The organism is Streptomyces sp. NPDC047085 (assembly GCF_040643735.1).
Taxonomy (GTDB): Bacteria; Actinomycetota; Actinomycetes; order Streptomycetales; family Streptomycetaceae; genus Streptomyces.
In genome coordinates this window covers 1-17207 of the sequence record NZ_JBEYUW010000025.1, presented here as the reverse complement: position 1 = coordinate 17207, position 17207 = coordinate 1, and the positions used below count along the sequence as shown (strand labels likewise).

The 17207-nt window shown below is 68.4% G+C and carries 15 protein-coding genes and 4 pseudogenes; 10 read left to right on the top strand and 9 right to left on the bottom strand.

What is annotated here, in order from left to right; genetic code table 11:
• The first annotated feature begins 6 nt into the window (after positions 1–6).
• Positions 7–1526, top strand: a pseudogene (locus ABZ865_RS41435) (UvrD-helicase domain-containing protein).
• A gap of 68 nt (positions 1527–1594) precedes the next feature.
• Here ABZ865_RS41435 and ABZ865_RS41430 read toward each other — a convergent pair.
• The 3 genes from ABZ865_RS41430 to ABZ865_RS41420 form a co-directional block, all read right to left on the bottom strand.
• Positions 1595–2302, bottom strand: a complete 708-nt coding sequence (locus tag ABZ865_RS41430; protein ID WP_361242543.1) for an ATP-binding protein — start codon at positions 2300–2302, stop codon at positions 1595–1597.
• Between the two features lie 114 nt (positions 2303–2416).
• A complete protein-coding gene (locus ABZ865_RS41425) occupies positions 2417–4090 on the bottom strand; it encodes a Mu transposase C-terminal domain-containing protein (protein WP_361242540.1) in 1674 nt (557 codons plus the stop codon).
• The gene (locus ABZ865_RS41420; protein WP_361242538.1) at positions 4030–4410 is read right to left on the bottom strand and encodes a type I-E CRISPR-associated protein Cas6/Cse3/CasE; all 381 of its coding nucleotides are present in this window, start codon (positions 4408–4410) and stop codon (positions 4030–4032) included. The genes ABZ865_RS41425 and ABZ865_RS41420 overlap by 61 nt, the downstream gene beginning before the upstream one ends.
• Between ABZ865_RS41420 and ABZ865_RS41415 the strand changes: the two genes are divergently transcribed.
• From ABZ865_RS41415 to ABZ865_RS41385, 7 genes and pseudogenes are all read left to right on the top strand, one after another.
• On the top strand, positions 4385–4966 hold the full coding sequence (locus ABZ865_RS41415; RefSeq protein WP_361242535.1) for a hypothetical protein: 582 nt from the start codon (positions 4385–4387) through the stop codon (positions 4964–4966). The two genes, ABZ865_RS41420 and ABZ865_RS41415, sit on opposite strands and share 26 nt — an antisense overlap.
• Positions 4967–5195: 229 nt before the next feature.
• Positions 5196–5546: a hypothetical protein gene (locus tag ABZ865_RS41410; protein WP_361242532.1), complete on the top strand. Its 351-nt coding sequence runs from the start codon at positions 5196–5198 to the stop codon at positions 5544–5546.
• Between the two features lie 263 nt (positions 5547–5809).
• Positions 5810–6838, top strand: coding sequence for a hypothetical protein (locus tag ABZ865_RS41405; protein ID WP_361242529.1), 1029 nt, complete (start codon positions 5810–5812; stop codon positions 6836–6838).
• A gap of 571 nt (positions 6839–7409) precedes the next feature.
• Positions 7410–8147 (top strand): annotated as a pseudogene (locus ABZ865_RS41400) (hypothetical protein); the annotation flags it as partial.
• Positions 8148–8163: 16 nt separating this feature from the next.
• Positions 8164–8832, top strand: a complete 669-nt coding sequence (locus tag ABZ865_RS41395) for a YdcF family protein (protein ID WP_361242578.1) — start codon at positions 8164–8166, stop codon at positions 8830–8832.
• A 19-nt stretch (positions 8833–8851) separates the two neighbouring features.
• A pseudogene (locus tag ABZ865_RS41390) lies at positions 8852–9022 on the top strand (WbqC family protein); the annotation flags it as partial.
• Between the two features lie 221 nt (positions 9023–9243).
• Positions 9244–9789, top strand: coding sequence for a hypothetical protein (locus ABZ865_RS41385; protein ID WP_361242526.1), 546 nt, complete (start codon positions 9244–9246; stop codon positions 9787–9789).
• Here the strand turns inward: ABZ865_RS41385 and ABZ865_RS41380 are convergent.
• The 5 genes from ABZ865_RS41380 to ABZ865_RS41360 all read right to left on the bottom strand — a co-directional run bounded on the left by ABZ865_RS41380 (position 9726) and on the right by ABZ865_RS41360 (position 13911).
• Entirely contained in the window at positions 9726–10217 is a 492-nt protein-coding gene (locus ABZ865_RS41380) for a hypothetical protein (RefSeq protein WP_361242523.1), read from the bottom strand. The genes ABZ865_RS41385 and ABZ865_RS41380 overlap by 64 nt on opposite strands.
• 277 nt (positions 10218–10494) lie before the next feature.
• On the bottom strand, positions 10495–11046 hold the full coding sequence (locus ABZ865_RS41375; protein ID WP_361242520.1) for a transposase: 552 nt from the start codon (positions 11044–11046) through the stop codon (positions 10495–10497).
• Positions 11030–11443: a hypothetical protein gene (locus ABZ865_RS41370; protein ID WP_361242575.1), complete on the bottom strand. Its 414-nt coding sequence runs from the start codon at positions 11441–11443 to the stop codon at positions 11030–11032. Before ABZ865_RS41370 ends, ABZ865_RS41375 begins: the two co-directional genes overlap by 17 nt.
• 346 nt (positions 11444–11789) lie before the next feature.
• Positions 11790–12311 carry a hypothetical protein gene (locus ABZ865_RS41365; protein ID WP_361242517.1) on the bottom strand — a complete coding sequence of 174 codons (522 nt, stop codon included), beginning with the start codon at positions 12309–12311 and terminating at the stop codon, positions 11790–11792.
• 55 nt (positions 12312–12366) lie between these two features.
• Complete coding sequence (locus tag ABZ865_RS41360) at positions 12367–13911, bottom strand: ISL3 family transposase (protein ID WP_361242515.1); 1545 nt, start codon at positions 13909–13911, stop codon at positions 12367–12369.
• Between the two features lie 336 nt (positions 13912–14247).
• Between ABZ865_RS41360 and ABZ865_RS41355 the strand changes: the two genes are divergently transcribed.
• Positions 14248–15084, top strand: coding sequence for a replication-relaxation family protein (locus ABZ865_RS41355; protein ID WP_361242572.1), 837 nt, complete (start codon positions 14248–14250; stop codon positions 15082–15084).
• 532 nt (positions 15085–15616) lie between these two features.
• On the opposite strand, the gene ABZ865_RS41350 is transcribed toward ABZ865_RS41355, so the two are convergent.
• On the bottom strand, positions 15617–16699 hold the full coding sequence (locus ABZ865_RS41350) for a protein kinase family protein (protein ID WP_361242512.1): 1083 nt from the start codon (positions 16697–16699) through the stop codon (positions 15617–15619).
• Between the two features lie 269 nt (positions 16700–16968).
• On the opposite strand from ABZ865_RS41350, the pseudogene ABZ865_RS41345 reads away from it, so the two are divergent.
• Positions 16969–17207, top strand: a pseudogene (locus ABZ865_RS41345) (transposase family protein); the annotation flags it as partial.

Genomic DNA, 17207 nt, shown 5'->3' with positions numbered 1-17207 from the left:
CCCCCGATGCTTCTCTTCTCTTTCGCGGAGCCCTTGTTGCACACACCTACCGACGAACAGGCGCACGCTGCCGACGTTTTCCGGACCGGTCACCATCTCGTCCTGCAGGCCGGCGCCGGGACCGGGAAGACCAGCACGCTCGGCCTGCTCGCGGCCAGCACCCGCCGCCGCGGCCGCTACCTCGCCTTCACCAAGAGCATCGCCCAGGACGCCACGACCCGCTTCCCCCGCACGGTGCAGTGCAGGACTGCCCACGCCATGGCCTACGCCGCACTCGGCCACCGCTACACAAGTCCGCTCAACAGCCCCCGTCAGCCGGCCTGGAAGACCGGCCAGGCACTCGGCATCACCCGCCCGGTCCGCATCGGCCAACACGAAATCAGCACCAGGACGCTCTCCCACACCGTGCTGCGCGCCGTGACCCGCTACTGCTACTCCGCCGACCGCACCCTGGACCACCGCCACGTGCCGCACCTACGCGGCCTCGACACCGCCGACGAACAGTCCCAACTCGCCCACGAGCTCCTGCCGTTCGCTCGGAAGGCCTGGGCCGACCTGCACAACCCCGAGCAGGGGATCATCCGCTTCGAACATGATCATTACCTGAAGATGTGGGCCCTGACCGAGCCCAGAATCGAGGCCGACTTCCTCTTCCTCGACGAGGCCCAGGACACCAACCCCGTCCTTGAGAAGGTCTTCAGCGCCCAATGCCATCATGCTCAGCTCGTCATGGTCGGCGACTCCGCCCAGGCCATCTACGGCTGGCGCGGCGCCCGGGACGTGATGACCGGCTTCAACGCCACCCCTCTCACCCTCACCCGCTCCTTCCGCTTCGGCCCCCTCATCGCCGAGGAAGCCAACCGGTGGCTCGCCCTCGCCGACGCCCCCATCCGACTGACCGGCACCCCAGCCCTCGCCACCGACGTCGGCGCGCTCGACCGTCCCGACGCCGTGCTGTGCCGCACCAACATCGGCGCCATGGCCGAGGTCATGCGCCTGCTTGCCGCCGGCTTCCGCGTCGCCCTCACCCGGGGAGGACAGCAACTGGCCCAACTCGCCCTTGCTGCCCGCGATCTCAAGAACGGCCGCCGCACCAGCCACCCCGAATTCGTTCTCTTCCCGTCCTGGGGCGAACTACAGGACTATTCCGCACACGACCCGGCCGGACGCGACCTTCAGCCCTTCGTCGACCTCGTCGACACCCACGGAATCGACGCCATCCTCGCCGCCGTCGACCAGCTCACCGACGAGACACACGCCGAGGTCACCGTCTCCACCGCCCACAGCGCCAAAGGCCGCGAGTGGCCCACCGTCCAGATCGGCAACGACTTCCCGCCCCCCCCAACGACACCGACCAGCTCGACGACCAGGGCCGCCCCATCCCGGAACCCATCACCGACACCGACGCCCGCCTCGCCTACGTTGCCGTCACCCGCGCCCGCCACCAACTCGACCTCGGCGGCCTTTCCTGGATCAACGCCCGCCCCACCGCCCCGAGCTCACCTCTGCCGCCCGGACACGCTTGACGTCGGAGAGGAGCCCGACCGGGGCGGCGGCCCGGAACCGCCTGACCCGGCAGTCGGCGCAGCAGGCGCTACAGGTATCCGGGCGGTCCGCCAGGCAGGCCGCGGACGGTGGAGTCCAGGAAGCTGAGGACCATGCGGACGGTGTCCCTGCTGAACCACTCAAGTCGCTGCCGATTGTCCCGTTCCTTTTCGACCTCATCGACGTCTTGTTGATCTGCTTCGAGGGTTTCCTGGATGTGGAAGGTGGTCTTGGCCCAGTTCCGGAAGTTGCCGTGGCATGCGACGTCGTTCACCCACAGCAGGTCCTCTGCAGGGACGCCTTGCCACAGCTTGTGGTACCTGGCCATGACGGCCAGGACTTCGTCGGGAGTGAGGGGGTGATACTGCTGGAAGAGGGCGATCCGCGAGGCGAGGGCGGGCCGGCTGCGGATGCGCCGCAGGCAGTTCTCTCCGCCGACGAGGACGAGCGTGAACCTCTTGGCGTCCCAGAGGGTTCGCAGGTAGTCCAGGGCCTGGTTGGTCAGTCCCTGAGCTTCGTCGCAGACGAGCACGCGGTCCTGTTCTGAGAACGCCTTGCGCAGCAGCAGGTCGTAGTCGTCGATGTGGCTGGGTTCTTCACCGGGCAGTTCCAGCAGGCGGAAGAGTGTGGAGCACAGCGCGGTGAGGCTGGCGCCCTTGCGGCATTCGAGCCAGAGGGTGTGCGGGGCGAGGTCACGCAGGCTGGTGTTGACGGCGAGGGTTTTACCGAGGCCCACGTCTCCGTGGATGCACACCATCGCTTTGCGTTGAGTGCCGATTGCAGGTGTCGTTGGGTCAGGCGGGAGGCCGTGGTGGGCACGAGGCTGGCGCCGACCAGTCCCAGGTAGTGGTCGTCGGCAGGCGGGTTGGTGTCAATCAGTGTCTTCATGGGCGGTGTCCTCGTCCGGTTCGGTGGCGGATGCGTCCCAGGAGGGGGAAGGGCTGGGGAGCCTGGGGGCAAGGGGCTGCGGGCTGTGATCCTTGGAGGGCGGACGGCTGGCAGGGTGATCGTCGGAGGGCGCTTGCCACGACGGGGAAGGATCGGGCAGCGGAATGAGGTCGGTGCGGGCTTCTCGGGCGATCTCTTCACGGTGCTGGCCGCGCAGGAGTTCGTCGGCCTGCTCCTGGGTGAGGTCGTGGACAGGCCGCGGGACGGTGGGCACGGTGTCGGCCTCGAAGCGTTCTTGACGATGGCGTTCGACTCGTTTCAGGGTCGTCCGCAGGCGGCTGGCTTGGTTTCGGGCGGCGCGCCGTACTTCGGCTCTTTGCTCCGGGCTGGCGGCGTTCTGCAGGATGGCCGGGCCCAGGTAGGTGTAGTCCTTGGCGGCGTAGACGTCGATGACGTCGAGGTGGTTGGGCATGTAGCGCAGCCGTACCTTCATGCCCTTGCGGCCGTTCATGAAGGGAGCGATGTAGCGGCGGGGTCCCCAGTGGATACCGTCGCCGTTGATGGTGTACGGCCGTTCGAGGTCCTTGAGGGTGTAGGTGTGCAGTTCGGCCGGGTTGACGTCGTAGATGGGGGTGAGGTCTTCCTCCCACAGTTGGGCAGGTGTGCGCTTCTGTTTCGTCAGAACGTGCTCGTAGTTCCACTCGTGAACCCACTGCAGGAGGTGCCGGATGAATGCTTCGTAGGTGAGGAGCTTTTCGTCGGGGTCGATGCGGGTGCGGCTGTTCTTGCGTGTACGGCGGCTCGTGCTGGGGGCTTCGGTGTAGCCCGGCAGAGTGACGAAGAACATCTGTTTGACGGCTTCGTTGACGGCTTCGACTGTTCCCTTCTGCTCGGGGCTGTAGGGCGGTAGGTCGACGCGGACGACGCCGAAGACGCCCATGGCCGCTTCGACGCTCTTACACAGGAACTCCTTGGCTCGGTCGACGCGGACCAGCTTGGGGACACCGCCGAAGGCGCCGAACTGGCCTCCGCGCTGTAGGGCGGCCCGTGCTGCGACGAGGACGTTTTCCTGGCTGGGGGTTTGGGCGGAGACGCACAGGCCGCAGATGACCGTTGTGGTGCAGTCCACGAACCAGGTGACCCACGGCTTGCAGCGGTGTCCGTTGACGTTGACCCACACGCTGGCTTCGACGTGGTCGGCTTCCCAGGCGTCGTTACGGAAGCCGGGCGGGCGGTTGAAGTGCACGTCGAAGGCCCGGCGGGCGCGTTCGCCTTTGCGTAGCCCGGCGAGGAAGCCGGGGGTGAAGTGGGTGGTGACGGCGCGATAGAACGTGGCGTAGGACGGCGGTTCGGCGCCGAGACGGCTTTCCTTCTTGAGTTCGCGGTAGGCGGCGGCGATGTTGCCGCAGTAGCGGGCGACGGCGTCGCGCATCTCCTGGGTAAGAGTGAAGCTGTCGCGGGGCTTGGGGGTGTAGACGCCGTTGTTCTCGGCGGCGTTGTCCATCCAGCGGCGCACGGTGCGCTTGTCGCAGCCGAAGGCGTCCGCGACGACTCGGAGGTGTTCGCTGGAGTAGGTGCCTTGCTGCTTGAGGTACATCAGACGGCTGATGCTCGCTCGGCGCAGGTCGATGTCGCGTTCACGTGGAGTCTCGCCCATCTCAGGCTCTCCTGTCGATTCCACAAGGGGTCGGGTGCTGCGCAGCATTGGGTTAGGCGGGGGCGATGCTGAGCAGGCCGGGCGCCGTAGGACTGGGCGCGACCGATGCCGCGGCAGATGGCGGCGGTCAGGGCGGCGGGGTCGGTGATGCGGGCGTGGCCGTCGAACTGGGTCAAGCGGTGGTAGGGGGCGTCGGGGTGGGCGGAGCGTGGGGGGCATTCGAAGGTGCAGGGGGTGAGGCTGGCGTCTTCCAGGTCGAGGCCGGCGCCGGTGGCGCGGCGCTGGGCGCCGCGGATGTTCGAGTCCCGCCTGCTCGGCACCCTCGTTCCCTACGGCACCGTGATGGAGCTGACCGGCATCCTCACGCAGGCGGGACCCTCCGCCCTGATCACGCTGGAGAGGTTGGACCCCGCCGAGGACATCGTCGTTTCGTGCGGCGAGCGGCGTTTCCGCCTGGTGATCACCCAGGACATGGTCGTTGAACTCTGCCAGACATCGCAATGCAGCCACAGCATGATGAACTGGGCCATCACCCGTTGCTCTGACCACCTCGGCGACTGCACCCCAGAACTCCTTGACGCCATGGCCGGAGAGTGGGGCTACGCAACGCACGATGAGGCGCAGGGAGATATCTCCCGGTATGGATCCGACCTTGAGAGTGCTCTCCTCATCAGAGCCGCCGTCGCGCAGGGCGCGTACGCGCAGGTCAGCCGGACACTGCTCCATGCCTGCTTTGAGGACCCAGACGTCATTGACGAAGTCTGCTGGTCCGAGACGGACGCGACGGCTATGCGAGAGAGCATCGAGCGCGATCGTCTGCGCCTTGAAGGCGTGGCGCGCAGGACCGTGGCTGCCCTCCGCGCCGCCGGGACTTGACCATGTGGCCGACCACTGGACGGTCAGGACACCAGCCCTCTGACAGAGGGCTACGCGCCCCGCTTCTGCTCGAAGAAGTGCTGGGGCCGTGACATCAAGCGCCCCGGTACCGACCGGGACACCACGTCCCCGTGGCACCGTCGCAGCCTTGGCCACGCACCCTCGGTCAACGCGCAGCACAGCCCTGACGGCCCCTGACGGCCCCACAGGGCGCTGGTACGGTCCCGGCATGGACGCCGCCCAGGCTCAAGCCTTCACAGTGCCTCTGACCGCCGCCGAGCTGGACCAGGTCCAGCGCGCCGCGGCGGTCGCCGGCCAGAGCATCGACGACTTCATGCGTACCGCCGTCCTGCGGGCCGCGAACGACCCGTTCATCGCCGCGCTCGAGCAGGCCGCCGACACGATCGCCGCCCGTGACCGGATTCAGTACGACTACGCCACGAGGCCTTCGCCCGCGCCCGAGACTTCCTCGTCCGCATCCTCGACACGGCCGACCCTGACCACCGGCACCTGGTGTGCAGCCTCTCGGCAACGCCGGAGCTGGGCGTCCACGTATCGGCGGCCTCACTCGTTGTACTGACCGCCGTCATATCGCTGACGGAGAAGACCGAGCCGACCTCGGGACGTACGCGCACCGCACAGCAGCCGGCCCCGTCCTCCGCGGCCTCCCCGTCCACCGCCCAGCAGCGCGTCGTGGGTGTGAGCCGTTCCGGTCATCGTTCCCGGCCGCTCGGGGGACGCGAGGACGGCCTTGGGCGCCTCTCTCGCCACGCGGGGGCATCCCTGGTCCCACGCAGCGGGGAAGCCGAAGGGCCTGCCCCGCCCTCAGACGGGAGAAGCTGAATGGTCATGCGAGCGGCCCGGGCGGCGCGGCACCGGTGGGTGGCGACGGTGATGGCGGGAGCGGGTTGCCTGCTCGGGGCGGTGCCGGCCACGGCCGTCCAGACCACCGAGGTGCACTGCCCCGCCGACGACCTGCAGCAGAAGATCAACGACGCCGCCCCGGGGTCGACGCTGCAGGTGTCAGGGACCTGCGTCGGCAACTTCATCATCAACAAGAACCTGAACCTGATCGGCGTCCGGAACGCGGTCCTCGACGGCGGCGGGACAGGCGCCCCCGTGACGGTCGACTACGGCGGCTTCCACGTGCAGCTGACAACCCTGACCATCACCAACGGCATCGGCAACGGCACCAATGGCGGCGGCATCTCCAACCTCGGCGGCACACTGACGGTGATCCGCTCCACCGTGCGCAACAACTCCGTGTCCAACAACGGCGGCGGCATCAACAACGACAACGGCGGCACGCTGACGCTGGACCACACCACGGTACGCGACAACTCCGCGGGGAACGCCGCTGGCGGGATCATCAGCAACGGCACCCTGAAGCTGATGAGCTCCACGGTGAGCGGCAACAGTGCGTCATTCGTGGGCGGCATCTACAACTACGGCGGCACGCTGACGCTGAACAGCTCCACAGTGAGCAACAACACCGCGACAGCCAGCGACACCGGCGGCATCTTCAACTACACCGGCAGCACGCTGACGCTGAACAGCTCCACAGTGAGCAACAACACCGCGACGACGGACGGCGGCGGCATCTACAACATTGGCACGGCGACGCTGGACCGCTCCACGGTACGCGGCAACACCGCGGGGAACACCGGCGGAGGCATCCGAAACGACGGTAGCGGCTCGATGTCACTGACCCGCTCCACGGTCGTGCGCAACACCGCGAACGGCGGCCCCAACAGCGGCGGCGGCATCTTCAACACTACCGGCAGCACGGTGTCGCTGGACGGCTCCAGGGTACGCTTCAACGTCCCGGACAACTGTGCCCCGGAAGGCACCATCACCGGCTGCACCGGCTGACCTCTCCACCCCCCGTCTGCAGCCCGACATCGAGTGAGGCGTGGCGACCGTGCACCACTGGACCGGCCTGGAGGCCAGGGCCCTGCGGCTCGCCCTGCGACTGAGCAGCCAGGGGTCAGCGGGTGCGGACGCGTCCGAACAGCAGCCGCTCGGCCGCGAGCGCGGGTCTCGCGGTCGCGGGCGACGGTGAAGCCCTGGGACAGGGCTTGGGTACCACAACAACTACACGGTGCACGTCTGCCAGCAGGCGAGGAAGCTCCGCACCCAGGACTCGTATTCCCAGGCCCGGGGCCCGGAGGCGGTGACGCGGCGCCGGGCCCTGGTCACCGTGGTGGTCATCTCGGATAAGAGCGTCTCGAACCGCAGGTGGACGGCGGCGTCCGCGCGGCCGAGCGCGGTGTCAAGGATGGCCGAGGCCTACACCCGCACGACCGACAACAGCCCCGCGGCCGTGGAACTCACCGCCGACGCTGGAACAGGCGGTGACTGGCCGGGAGTTGGACAGCGGCCACGCTCAAAGGGTACCAAGATCAGGTAGGCGGCAGCTCGCCGCCCTGTAATCCCTCGGTCTGCGGACAGCCTCCTGACCCGGTGGCTCGGCCGGTTCAAGGCCCCCGAGCTGGACGAGAAAGGTCTGTATCTCTTCGCCCGCTCGACCGCCCTGCCAGGTGATCTCAAGCGCGACCAGGGCGCCGTGCTCGGTCCGCTGTCGGCCCAGCACTCCTATGCCGGCGCCCGCTCCGTCTTCACCCAGCTCGACATCCCCCGCCGCGTCGCCCAGCTCGACCTGTCTCTCGCGGTCGTCACCGAGATGTCCGGGAAGCTGGAGATCGCCGCCCGCAACTACGAGACCCTTGCCGTCGATGACCGGCTCTCCCGGCGCGACCGCGCAAGGGCCCGGCTGTGGGTGGTGACCGCGCTGAGCAAGGACGGAAACCACGACTGTGCGACCCGCGTCATGCAGGCCGCGACCCGCGACTTCGAGGACCTCTCGGAACCCGACGACTGGTCGGTGGCCCACCAGAAACTCGCCCTCGCCCGCCGCGGCGCTGGCGACCTCACCCAGGCCCTGCACTTCATCGACATCGCCCGCAACAGCGGGACCACCGAATCACCGATGCAACGCGTGCGACTGGACACCGCTCATGGCCACATCCTGCTCTCCGACGCGGCAACCCGCGATGATGGACCCCTCGTCCTCGACCGGGCCGCCAGGACAGCCGCGCAGTACGGACTCGTGCACCAACTGCGCAGCACCGAGGGCATCAAGGCCATGACCGAGGGGCCGACCGGCCCCCGGCAACGGTGACCAGGAAGACAAACGCCTGAGCGACAACCAGCAGACCAACACCGAGGACCAGTGGCGCCAGGCCAAGCTGATCTGGGACCACCACCAGATGCAGCACGAGCTTCGGCCCGTCGACGCAGCGATCGGACTGGGCAGCCACGACCTCGGCGTCGCCGCCCACGCCGCAGAGCTGTATCGCTCCGGGCTCTTGACGACCCTGGTGTTCACCGGCAGAAACAGCCCCACCACCGCCAAGGCCTTCCCGCGCGGGGAGGCCGTCCACTTCCGCGAGCACGCCGTCGACCTCGGCGTCCCCGCCGAGGCGATCCTGCTGGAACCGAACGCGGCCAACACTGGACAGAACATCACCCTCTCGCGTGAGGTCCTCGCCGCCGCCGGTGTCCACCCCACGACGGTGCTGCTGGTCTCCAAGCCCTATATGGAAAGGCGATCGTTCGCGACCGCCCGCAAGCTGTGGCCCGACGCCGAGATCCTCTGCGCGTCGGCGCCGCTGGAGTTCGACGACTACCTGAAGAGCATCGGCGACGAGAAGCCCGTCCTGGACATGCTCGTCGACGACCTCCAGCGGGTCATCGAGTATCCGAAGCTCGGTCTCGCCATCGAGCAGAAGGTCCCGCAGGACCTACATGCCGCGTACGAATCCCTCATCCGCGACGGCTTCACCAGCCGCCTCATCACCCCCTGACCCGCCCGAGCCGGGCAGGTTGTGCGCCATCCACCAGCCGAACTTCCTGCCCCGGCCGACCACGCCAGCCAAGCTGCTCGCGGCGGACTACCGGATCGTCCCGGACGACATGCAGTTCACCCGCCGCGACTACCAGCACCGAGCCCGCCTCGCCGACCTCGACGACCCGTCCCGCCAGCAGCGGCTCACCACGGCCGCACCGTGGTCGCCCGTCACGAACGGCTCAGCGGCCGGGGTGAGTCCCGCCTGGTCCTGGACCATTACCTGCAGGCTCTCCTGCGCAAGCCAGGAGCCTTTCCCGGAGCGAGTGCCCTCGAACAGGCCAAAGCCGCAGGGAAGTTCACCCCCGTCCACGAAGCCTGGTGGACTGCGGCCCGCGCCGCCCACGGCGAAGCGGCCGGCACCAGAGCGATGACCGAGGTGCTGCTGCTGGGCCGTCACAGGGAACACGAACACGTCGCCGCCGCACTCGCCGCAGCCCACCGGGCTGACGCCCTGACCGCGGACGCCGTCGCGCTCAAGGCCCGCAAGCTCGCCGAAGGCGAGACCTTCACCGAGCCCGCAAAGCCCACCAGAAGCCGTTCCGTCCAGTCGCAGGAGGAGACGGGCGGCACGGTCACGTTCCTGTCCGACTGGAACCTGTCCCACCTCCCTCCCGACACCCGGCCGCTGCCGTCGGTGGCCCACTACGACCAGCTCCGGCAACGGCACGGCCGCACGGCCGGCGAGAAAGAGGGATCACGACACGCAAGATCGCGGCACCCCCCGAGTCCTGCGGACCCCACCATCCCGGAGGTTGCGCCGAGCATGAACGCGGCCTGCGCATCATCAACCTCGTCCCACACCCGCCGCCTGTTCAGGCCCGGCGTCACGGCTTTTGGGGAGCGCGTCGTTCAGGGCACGATGTGGAATGTGAGTTCGGTGGTTGTCTCGTCCACGGTGTGCCCGTGCACGTAGCCGCGGCTTGCCGCGTAGCTCCCCGTGCCGCCGTTGATCGAGAGGTTGAAGTCGCGGGGCGGGGGGGCATAGGGAGCGAAGCCCTGGACCGTGATGTCACCGTCGCTGAGGGCGAAGGTGATGGAGCACTGCAGAGTGCCGGTGCTCGCTCCTGTCTCGAGGCGGACAATGGTGCAGCCTCCACCGCCGGAGCCGACCCTCTCGTCGTCGCGGAAGAGGTCGTTGGCGAGCGTGAACCCGTTGCCCTGGGCATCGCCCGAGCCGTTCGGTGTGAACTGAGTGGTCTTCGCGACCAGTGACAGCACCCGCTCGCCCTGCTGGCCGTCAGCCACGGATGAGGCGGCAGCAGCTGAAGCCAGCGGAGCGCAGAACACAACCGCACCCAAGGCTGCCACGGAACTCCGACCGAGCAATCCGAAATTACGCATGCCGAGACACTCCTAGCAGATCGAGGGCAAAACGGCACTTCCGACCGTGTGACTTCCGCTTATCCGGTCAGAGTTGATCACGAAAAGATCGATGTATCGAGGAACCTCACAGCGCCGTTCGGGTGGTATCGGGGCCTGAGGCTCGCCCGACGAAGCACCCGTTGGATTCGTGCGGGCACGCGGTGCGGATGTATCGCGCCGCTGAGCCGAAGCCCCTGATCCGCCGCACGGCCGTCGGCCGGTCCCCGACGCCTATGAAGGGATGTTCCGGCTCTCATCATGACCAAGCGGACGGCGCCGCAGCACTCGAGTGACACGGAAAGCCACTGACATTGATCCTGGTGCTCGCCGCCAGACGACTCCCGAAGTCACCTCGAAACGACTCCCTCACAAACCGACACAGCCGGCGATGCTTTTGACGGCGCGGTGGGTCATGTGGAGCTGACGCCCGATGGAACGGCGGCCGTGGCCGGCTCCCAGCAGCGCGTGGACCGTGGCGTTCCGGGCCCGGACCCGGTCGGCGAACCCGCTCGCTCCGCCATGAAGAGTCCGCCTTCTCCTCGGCCGGCGCCGGTTCGTCAGCCTCCCCCTCGCAATCGGGGACCAGGACGCGAAGCAACCGGCGGTGGCGGGCGACAGCCCGCTCGGCGGCCTGGCCGAGGCCGTGCCACACATGCCGGCGGTCGGCGACCTGCGCCGCCTGTGGTGCCCCGGCTGTGGCGCCCTGCGCGAAGAACGGCGCACGGTCCCGGCAGACGACCTCGATCCCGGGTCGCTTCGCCAGCCATGCGGCCAGGCTGGACGCCTCCCGGTCAGGCAGCAGATCCACCGGCCGGCGGTCCCGACGCCGACGAGCACCGTGCCGTAGACCCGCCCTTTGCGCGGGGCGTACCCATCAACCCCCACCACCCGCGGGGCCGGGACTTCCGGTTCGGGCAAAGCCTCGAGCAGCCGCAACACCGCGCTGCGGCTGATGGACACCCCGAACACCCGTACCATCCGGGCGCCAGCCCGGCCGGCAAGGGCGAGACCACCGCGGCAAGAGCCGACCGCAACCGCTTCGTCCACCCGCCATGCCGCCGGGTCAGTCCCGGCATCTGCTCAGCGAACATGAACCGAGCACACGAAGACTGCGGACAGAAAAACCGCCGAACTCGCAGTTGCAGGACCACCAGACGTCCCCCACTCGGCACGTCCACAGGAAACCGCAGGCAAGAGCTGCGCACCCGGGTCGACCCGCTCCCACAGTCCGGGCATGCCGCCCCGGCCGCCGTACTGCAGACGCCGACGCGTACCGCCTCGCGGCTCACGTCCAGCGACAGCACCGACACGTCCGCGATGGACGGCAACAGCAGACCCTCCAGACGCGGCGCCACCTCTCCCACAACGCCGCACTGACGACCACACCAAGACCGGCCCTGATCATTTCCAGGCAACTTCCCCAAGCCCGGCCGCAGCGTCAGCCGTCACTCAGCATGCGCGCATCACGGAAAGCGAGCCAGAACCAAATTGGCTCTGGCCGCAGTTCCGTGAACTCACGAAGGACGCGTGTGGACAGGCGGTGCGTGAAGTTCAGAGAGCCCCGGGGTGGCCCGTGGCGGCGAACTGACCAATGACATCGTGAAGTTGCTCAAGGAAGTCGCGCAGACTGGCGGCCACGGCATAGAACTCGTCGTTCCAGGATGCAGTCCTGGACTTGTGGACCGTGCCGTTGGCCGCGAGAGCGAAGAGATTGCCGCCGCCGTCGCTCCCGAAGACGATTCCATGATCGCCATTCTCGAGGGGAACCGTGCCGTACTCGTCCAGGTGCGCAGTCACGGTAGAGGGCGGGTGGATGAAGTACCCGTTGCCGATGTCGGGCAGAGACACGCTGTCGATCACGGCGAAGAGCGACAGCAGGGCCACACATTCCGACCGGTGGTTCGTCAGGAGGGTGACCGCGTCCCGCGTCTCATCGTCGGCCAGCGCCACCTCGTTGTCCCCCGCGGGGTAGCCGTGCGTCTCCTCGAAGGTTTCCATCAGCTGGCTCACGCCTTGTGAAACCTGCTGACACCACGCATGCAGCCAGGATGAATCGAGGTCACGCTCAGGCATGCATGAGTCCTCTCGAATCCGTGGGTGCACGCCCCTTGCGTGCGGCCTCACCATCTCATGGGCGGATCAGGATGCGGGTGCGGAGGAGGTTGAATGAGGCCCGGCCATACATCGCTCGCTTGAGCGTTTTGACACGGTTCACGTTCCCTTCGACAGCACCGGAACTCCACGGCAGCGTGAGTCCGGCAGTGACGGCGTCGAGGTCCTGGCGGAGGAAGCCGGCGAAGCCCTGCATCGGCTTCGGTGCGTCCCGTTCGGCCTGGCGGATCCACTCCAGCAGCAGGAATCCGCGCCGGTGACGCACCAGATCTGCGAAGGCCCGGGCGAGGTCGCAGGCCCGGGTGATGTCCGGGCAGGCGAGCCGGACCTGAAGGAGGCACTCGTCCTGGCTTTCGGTGAGCGTCTCCCGGGGCCGCATGATCCACGAGGTGATCTTGCGAGGGCTCGGGATGTCGGCCCGGATCGGTTCGGCGGTGCCCGCGCGGAGAGCGGCGAGGTGTTTGCGGACGACCTGGCGGCTGCCGCGGTAGCCGCGAGCCTGGATCTCCAGGAACAGCCGGGTGCCGCTGACCTGGCCTTGCGCCTCGGTGAAGCGAGCGTTGAGGTATGCCTTGAAGGGCTCCAGGACGCCGTTGGGGCGGCGGTCGCGGGCGGAGGCCGGCAGCTCGTCGAGGTCGGTGTCGCGAAAGCGGCGCACGGTCTTGCGGTCGAGGTTCAGCCGGCGGGCGATGGCGCTGATCGTCCAGCGTTTCTCCAGCAGGCGGTGGATGTCCTCGTAGCGGTGGCGGGTGCGTTCGATGATCTGGGTGCGGGGCAGTTCCGCGGGCGGTAACAGCATCGGGGCCGCCTCCGGCACCTCGGTGACCGTCTCGTCCTCGGCACGTTTGCGCAGGCAGTCGCGGTGCTGGTGGCAGGTCTTCTCCACCGCGGCGGACAGGTTCTGCAGCAGGTGCCAGCGATCCGCGACTTCGAGGGCATTGGGGGCAGCTTCCTTGACCGCCTTGGTGTAGGCAGTGGCCCGGTCCCGGCAGATGATCTCGACGCCGGGATGCTCGGTGAGCCAGGTCGCGAACGTCTCGGAGGTGCGGTCGGGCAGTACGTCCACGACCCGGCCGGCCTCGACGTCGACCAGCACGGTGCCGTAAGTGCAGCCCTTGCGGAAGGCAAACTCGTCCACCCCCAGCACCCGCGGGGCACGGTCCGGCACCGTCGGCGCCGTCGGCGCCGTCAGCAGCCTGAGCAGCCGGGTTCGGCCCGCGGTCAGCCGCAGTCGGCAGCACAGCCGTGCGGCGGGACGGCCGCCGAGCTCGATCGCGATCGACCGCAGCCAGCTCGCCAGCCCGGTACTGGACCGGCGGTAGCGCGTGGACAGACCCGGTACCTGCTCGACGAACGTCGTACGGGAACAGCTCTTGCGGTCGCAAAAGTACCGGCGCACCCGCAGCCGGACGATGACTCGGCGTGAACCCAACGGCCGCTCATCCAGGGTGCGTTGATACGTGCTGTGCACGCGGCGGGCCTGCTTGCGACAGTTCGGGCACCGGCCGGGACGGGCCGTCGAAACCGCCTCCACCACCAGGATGCCGGAGGAGTCGCTCATCCCCTCCACCCGCACATCGATCCCGGGAAACAGCACATCCTCAACCGCCTTGCTCGCCACGGCAGGAAGTACGCTGCCGAAACGATCCCGCGTTCCTACTGCTGACCTGGGGATTCACGGAACTGCGGCCAGAACCGATTTCAAGAATCGCCATCATGGTCGGCGCTTTGTGGTCGGGGGTCTGGTCGGGCCCCGCGGGTTTCCTCAAGCGCAACCGAAGGTCTCGGCCGGAGACCGCCACGGCCGCGGAAGGAAACATCGCATGAGCAGCGCCGCACGGAGCACTCCGGCGACGGGGCTGTCGCCAGCCCCGCTGAGCCCCTGGCCCACCAAGTGCTGGCTGCACTCGCCCAGCACCGCATCGCCACCACCAGCCAGTTGCGCCGGATGCTGCGCCCGGACGGCACACGACAGCTGCTGTCCCGCGTTCTGAACAGGCTGCGCTCCGACGGCTTCGTCGACTGCACGGTGCTGCCGGACGCGAACCGTACCCGCACCAAGGCCTGGTACCTCACGCAGGAAGGCGCGCGGCTGACCCGGGACCTGCCCGTCCTGCGGGGGCGGCCGCCCTACCCCATCACCTCCACCACGGCAGCGTCGCTGAAGACCCCGCACACGCTCGCCGTCGTGCGCACCCACCTCGCCTTCGCCCAAGACGCCCGCCGGCTCGGTCACGAGCACGGCTCCTGGGACTGGACCCCCAAGGTGTCCCACTCCATCGGCGAGGGCGAACGGATCGTCGCCGACGCCCTCATGCACTACACGGTCGTCGAGAGCGAGCACCGCCGAAAGCTCCGCGCGTTCGTGGAAGTCGACCGCAGCACCATGAGCAGCGAGCGGCTGGCCGTGCAACTGATCGAGTACGCCCGCCTGTTCCAGTACGAGGCCCAGCCCGCCGGCCGACGGAGGCAGGCGCCCGTAGGTCCTGCCTGGCTGCGCTGGTATCCGGTCTTTCCCCGCGTGCTCTTCGTGCTCACCGGTGCCTCCCGGGCCAGGCTGGAGAATCGGATGAGCGATCTGCAGGCGATGGTTACTCACCACCCGCTCGTAGCGGCCCTCGCCCACGAAGCCCGGCTGGGAGCCGCCGTGCTGGAGGACCTTGAGCAGCACGGCCCCGCTCAAGCCGTGTGGATACCGTTGGCCGGCGGCAAGCCGTGCGCGTGGACGGACTGACGCACTCCGCGCGTGTTGGCAGGGGACGATGGCCAGCCCCCGAGACGCTGGCTCCTCGAAGGCGAAACCCCTGGGGGCGTGGTGAGCGGTCGAGAGGGGCGTCCGGGCTGCAGTTGCTGACCGATCTCGGCCGACCGGCGCAGCTCGTAGCAGACCGGTTCGCTCACGGCGAGCGGGCTCCTATTCGTCCGGGACGCGGGCTTCACCGAGATCGCTCCAGGCTCCCGCACGGTGGTCGCGGACCACCCGGCGCTGCTGTCAGAGCCGGCCTGCCGCCGCTGAGGCCTACGCGGTCGCGTAGTCGTGGAAGCCCCGGCCGGTCTTCTTGCCGAGCAGACCGGCCTCGACCGCGCGCACCCTCACCGCTCAACTCGCCGAGCCCAAGCGGCGGCACCGCGACGAGGTCCAAGCCCTGAGGCAGGCCCCTGGAAGCCGCCCAGAGCGAGAACCTCGAACTGCGGCGCCGCCTCGGCCCCCGGCACACCACCCATCCCGAAGCATCCTGACGGCGATCTTCTGCCGCAGTCCGGCCTCAGCGAGGCGCCGCGACCGAAGAGGTGCGCCAGGCTCGCCCGACCTCGGCGGCCGGAAATGGCGTCCGCTTGCTCTCGGTGAGCAGACGACGGGCGAATTCGCCGAAGACCACAGCAGCTCGGGAATGCCGGTCGATGATCGCGGCGATCTCGCGCGGGACGCCATCGGGCCGGTGGCCGGCGATCCACTCGCGCAGGAACGCCTCGTGTTCCATCCCGCCGCGCAGGCCATCGGGCAGGTGGTGGCGGAGCAAATGACTCGCGGTGTGGCAGCGGTCATACGTGAGATGGTCGGAGAGGAACTCTGCCTCGGCCGCTGACAGTTCGAAGCCGGAGCTCAGGGCGAGTCCGAAGTCCGCGAAGTACAGCAGCCGGCCGTCGGTCAGGACATTGGCGAAGTGGGCGTCGAAGTGGACGAGTCCGTGCGAGCTCATGAAGGCAGTCCCTCGCGAAAGGGCCTCCTCCACCCACGGGTACGGCGAGCCCTCCCCGCCCTCCGGCGCGGCGGTCCGGTAGTCGTGCAGCCAGTCGCCAAGCGTCTGCGGGACGTGTTCCAAGAAGAGCACCAGGCTGGACGAAGATCGGCCGATGGCCTCCAGACGCTCACGCACGGCCGATGAGCCCTCCCAGTGCGCGACCGCACCGTCGATGCCCCCGAACTCGTCGGCGAACCCTTCGGGAGGGGAGTCAGGCAGGATACGCCAGTGGTACATCAGTGGAAAGCCCTCGTACTCGTTCCCGAGGACCCAGTTGGTGGTCATGACGTGCACGGCCAGCTCTCGCCAGGCCCCGAACCCCGCTGAGCCCACCCCATACTGGTAGAACATGGGCAGTCCGAAGAGGTTCGCCGTCGACCGCGTGTTCTGGGACTGCAACTCGGCGTCCGTCAGGGGGACCCGCTTGACGAACACCCGCGTGCCATCGATGTCCAGCTCCGCAGACCTGCCGCCGATGCCGGACCCGAGCGGGGCTGCGGAGGCCACGACCTCGCCGAGCCGACGGTCACTCAGAAGGGTCAGACGCGTGGCCACGGTCCCATACGTGGCGAGCCGCGCGGCATACCGCGGGTCCGGATGGCGCATCGACGACTCCTCAGTGCCCAAAGCCAGAGCTTCGGCGATCTCGCGGACGTGGTCGACCCTATCCGCCGGGGCTGTCGAAGGAGCAGGTGTTCAAAGTCACCTGGCGCGACAACGCTGCCTCAGGCCATGACGTGCCCCCGCCACGAGACCCCCTGATACCGCTCTCTTGCGGACACGACCGCAAACGTTCTCCCTGCACGAACACCCACCATTCAGCCATTTGCCCCGGATACGCTCTGGACCCCCCGCTACCTGGACTCCGCCATCGAGCAGCTGCGCGTCCGGTGCCGGGCACCACGGCGGACGCCCATGCCTGGCGCGCTTCCGGGCTCAGCGAGCACTGTCAGGGCGTGACTGTGCTCGCTGACGGTGCCCATCTCAACTGCGATACGGCGGTGCCGCACCGCAAACGCCCCGGGCGACCTCTGCTGCAGGCCGAGGAGGACGACAACGCCGAGCACCGCAGGGTCTGTGCCCGCGTGGAACATGTGATCGGCCGGATGAAGAA